The organism is Rhodopseudomonas sp. AAP120 (genome assembly GCF_001295845.1).
GTDB lineage: Bacteria > Pseudomonadota > Alphaproteobacteria > Rhizobiales > Xanthobacteraceae > Rhodopseudomonas.
In genome coordinates this window covers 1-4,124 of sequence record NZ_LJIC01000054.1, presented here as the reverse complement: position 1 = coordinate 4,124, position 4,124 = coordinate 1, and the positions used below count along the sequence as shown (strand labels likewise).

The window sequence follows — 4,124 nt, the reverse complement described above, 5'->3', positions numbered from 1 at the left end:
GGACGGCCCGGAGCGGCCGGCGTCCGCGCCGTGGTGGTGGTGCCGGGGCGCGCGGTGGCATTGGTGGTGGTCGCGGCCGGACGGGCATCGGCCGGCTTCTTGGCCGGTTCGTTTTCGCCGAAGCGCTTCTTGGCCTCGGTCTCGGCCTTGCGCTTGGTTTCTTCTTCCTGGCGGTGACGCTCTTCCTCGGCCTTGCGACGGGCTTCGGCGGCTTCACGCTCGGCCTTTTCGATCTTTTCCTGCTCGGCGCGGCGCGCGGCCTCGATCTCGGCCTGCTTGCGCTCCTCGACCTCGCGGACGCGGGCGTCGGCCAGCGCGGTGGCGCGGGCGGTGCGCTCGTCCTCGGTGAGGGTGCGCAGAACCATGCCGCTACGCGCCTGCTGCTGCGGCGACGGACGCGGCTGTTGACGCGGCGACGGAGCCGGCGGGGCCGGCGGCGCGGGCTTCTTGGCGACTTCGGGCGCTGCCGGCTCGGGTGCGCCGTCGCCGATGCGTCGCTTGCCGCGCTTTTCGACCACCACCTGCTTGCTACGGCCGTGGCTGAAGCTCTGGCGCACGACGCCCTGCTCGACGCGCGGCTTCAGCGTCAAGGTCTTGGTGGGCATCGTCAGAGTCTTGTCGCCAGGAGTTTTCGTATCAACCATTCAGTCGTCCCAATCCTTCAACGTCGTGCGCGTTCGCACGATCTTCGTCAGCAGCTTTTCCGTCAGCGGCGTCGTCAGCAGCGTCTTTCGGCGTGTTGATCGGCGTTCCCGCTACAGCCGCACCCGCAATAGCCGCATTGGCATTGCCGTCATCCGCCAGCCGGTATCGGACCAGAATCTGGCAGCGCGACAGGAATGTTTGTCCGGCCGGGCCTGCAAGCAGGGCAGCATGTATCACATTTGACCGCCCCAATGCCAAATCCAATTGTTCGGACGTGAGCACGTTGAGGACGGGAAATTTTCGCAAGCCGGTCGCAGCCTCGTCAAATTGACGAGAAACCGCGTCGAGCTTGCGGATTCCATCGGCAGCGCCGTCGGCGGCGTGCAGCATCGCCACCGCTTCACGGCTCTTCAGCGCGGATTCGACCTTGCCGAAACCCGATACCACCTGCCGGGCCTTGGCGGCGATCGCCAGTGCATCGCAGACCGACTGCACCAGCAACCGCTCGATATCCTCGGCAAGCGTCGGCGAAACCTTGACGTCGCGCTTGAAACCTTTGGCGAACACCCGGCGGCGCACCGCCTGCTCGACCATCGCCCGCGACGCCGTGACCCACAGGCCACGGCCGGGCAATTTCCGCTTCAGGTCCGCCACCACCTCGCCGGTGGGGGCGACCACGAAGCGGATCAGTTCGGATGTCGGCCGAACCTGCCGCGTGACCGCGCACATCCGCTCGGTCGCGGACTTTCCAGTCCGCGGTCCCGCGTCGAGATCTGCAGCATCGGCGGCAGCAAGCATTCGGTCGGCAAGCCTTTCATGTCTCTAGACGCATCGGTTCGGATCGCGCGGCATCGGACGAATCACTCCGCCTCCGCCTCGGCCTCGGTTTCCGCCTCCGCGCCCTCGCCGGTGGTCTTGGCGAGTTCCTCTTCGGTGATCCAGCCGGCCTTGACGCGGGCCTGCATGATCAGATGCTCGGCGTCCTCACGCGAGATGTCGACGCCGTCGAGAATGCCGGCATACTTCACCGGCTCGGCGCCTTCCTTGCGTTCGGTCCAGCCGACCAGATCGTCGGTGGCGCAGCCCGCCAGATCTTCGACGGTCTTGACGTCGCCCTCGCCGAGCTTGACCAGCATCTTCGAGGTGACGCCCGGCACGTCCTTGAGCGCGTCCTCGACGCCGAGCTCCAGACGCCGCGCTTCCATCTCCGACTCGACGCGGTCGAGATATTCGCGCGCGCGGGTCTGCAGTTCCTCGGCGGTCTCCTCGTCGAAACCCTCGATCGACGCCAGCTCGCGGCTGTCGACCATCGCCAGTTCCTCGACCGAGGTGAAACCTTCCGAGGCGAGCAGCTGGCCGACCACTTCGTCGACGTTCAGGGCTTCCATGAAGACCCGGGTCGAGTTTTCGAAATCGGCCTGGCGGCGTTCGGATTCCTCGGCCTCGGTGAGAATGTCGATGTCCCAGCCGGTGAGCTGCGAGGCCAGACGCACGTTCTGGCCGCGGCGGCCGATCGCAAGGGATAGTTGGTTATTGGTGTCCGGAACCACAACCTCGATGCGCTCGCGATCCTCGTCGATCACGACCTTCGAGACTTCGGCCGGCGCCAGCGCGTTGACCACGAAGGTGGCGATGTCCGGCGACCACGGAATGATGTCGATCTTCTCGCCCTGCAGCTCGTTCACCACCGCCTGCACGCGCGACCCGCGCATGCCGACGCAGGCGCCGACCGGATCGACCGAACTGTCGCGCGACACCACGCCGATCTTGGCGCGCGAGCCCGGATCGCGGGCCACCGCCTTGATCTCGACGATGCCGTCGTAGATTTCCGGCACTTCCTGCGCGAACAGCTTGGCCATGAATTGCGGATGAGTGCGCGACAGGAAGATCTGCGGCCCGCGGGTCTCGCGGCGGACGTCGAAGATGTAGGCGCGGACGCGGTCGCCGTTGCGGAAGGATTCGCGCGGCAGCATTTCGTCACGCCGCACGATCGCTTCGCCTCGGCCGAGATCGACGATCACGCTGCCATATTCGACGCGCTTGACGACGCCGTTGACGATCTCGCCGATGCGGTCCTTGAATTCGGAATACTGCCGGTCGCGCTCGGCTTCGCGCACCTTCTGCACGATCACCTGCTTGGCCGACTGCGCGGCGATGCGGCCGTATTCCAGCGGCGGCAGCGTATCGGCGATGGTGTCGCCGATCTGCGCACCCGGATTGGCGCGCTGCGCGGCCTTCAGCGAAATCTGGTTGGCAGGGTTCTCGACGTTCTCGACCACCAGCATGTGGCGCGACAGCCGCAGCTCGCCCTTCTTGGCGTCGATCTCGGCGTGAACGTCGGTCTCCGAGCCGTAACGGGCGCGCGCCGCCTTCGCGATCGCGTCTTCCATCGCGGCGATCACGATGCCGCGGTCGATCGATTTCTCACGCGCCACCGCGTCGGCGATCTGCAGCAGTTCCAGCTTGTTGGCGCTGACGGCCATGGGTCAATCTCCCTCGGACAGGTCGGTGTCGCCACGCCGCAACCTGTCGGCGGCGAGACGGTGAGCTTTGGTGTTGGTCGGCTTCGGCTTGGCGGCCGGCTTCGCCGGCTTGAGCTTTGGCTTCGGTGCGTTGGATTTCTTCGGATCGCTGCGCTTGGCGTGCGGCGGCGGCGGCGGCGCGAGCCCGAGGCTCTGCTTCAGATCGCGCTCGGCCTGCTTGCCACGGCGCATCGATTCCGCCACCAGCTCGTCGGTCAGCACCAGGCGTGCGTCGCTGATATCGTGCATCGGCAACAGCACCAGCGGCTCTTCGTCCTTGGCGACGCCCTCGCGCAGCACCCGCACCGCGTCGCCCTCGACGCCGTCGAGCAGGCCGCGGAAGCGTTTGCGGTTCTGATGCGGCACCGCCATCTCGATCTTGACCAGATGGCCGCCATAGCGGGCGAAATCCGAGCGCCGCACCAGCGGCCGATCGATGCCCGGTGACGAAATCTCCAGCCGATAGGCGCGGTCGATCGGGTCGGCGACGTCGAGCACCGGCGACAGCGCCTTCGACACCGCCTCGCAATCGTCGATCAGCATGGTGCCGTCGGGCCGCTCCGCCATGATCTGCACGGTGCAGCCGGCTTCGCCCGACACCTTGATGCGCACCAGCCGATAGCCCATCGCCTGCAACACCGGCTCCGCCACGGCACCGAACCGCGCCGCAACGCCGGGGTCCACCACCAGACGGGGCTCGTCCAGCAGGTCGGGTGTGGCGGTTTCTGCGATCGGGTCGGTCATAGGCAGATGATGGCTTTGGCGGATCTGGTCGGGTTCGGCGATGGCCGGTTATCGGCAGCGGACGCCAGTACAAACGGGCGGTCCGGGGTCATGCATCGGGTAACAAAAAAGAGCGGGTCCCGGAGGGCCCACTCTCGATACGCGGTCGTATGAGAATTTCTGAGTGGCCCTGATATAGCGGTTTTCCGGCCGAGCGGCAAGGGCCGCGGCCGG

At 66.7% G+C, this 4,124-nt stretch carries 4 protein-coding genes; all 4 read right to left on the bottom strand.

Features of this window, described 5'->3' with window-relative positions; genetic code table 11:
- The coding region (locus IP86_RS09515) for a translation initiation factor IF-2 associated domain-containing protein (RefSeq protein ID WP_197279721.1) at nt 1-644 on the bottom strand (644 nt) is incomplete at its 3' end.
- Nucleotides 637-1,443 (bottom strand): RNA-binding protein, encoded by an 807-nt coding sequence (locus IP86_RS09510; protein WP_054162283.1) that lies wholly within the window; start codon nt 1,441-1,443, stop codon nt 637-639. The genes IP86_RS09515 and IP86_RS09510, both read right to left, overlap by 8 nt.
- Before the next feature lie 62 nt (nt 1,444-1,505).
- Entirely contained in the window at nt 1,506-3,128 is a 1,623-nt protein-coding gene (gene nusA / locus IP86_RS09505; protein WP_054162282.1) for a transcription termination factor NusA, read from the bottom strand.
- A 3-nt stretch (nt 3,129-3,131) separates the two neighbouring features.
- Entirely contained in the window at nt 3,132-3,911 is a 780-nt protein-coding gene (gene rimP / locus IP86_RS09500; protein ID WP_054162281.1) for a ribosome maturation factor RimP, read from the bottom strand.
- Nucleotides 3,912-4,124 lie beyond the last annotated feature (213 nt).

Excerpts from the sequence above, each read along its gene's own strand:
- nusA (WP_054162282.1), bottom strand. The coding sequence starts at position 3,128 with ATGGCCGTCAGCGCCAACAAGCTGGAACTGCTGCAGATCGCCGACGCG.
- IP86_RS09510 (WP_054162283.1), bottom strand. The coding sequence starts at position 1,443 with ATGCTTGCTGCCGCCGATGCTGCAGATCTCGACGCGGGACCGCGGACT.
- rimP (WP_054162281.1), bottom strand. The coding sequence starts at position 3,911 with ATGACCGACCCGATCGCAGAAACCGCCACACCCGACCTGCTGGACGAG.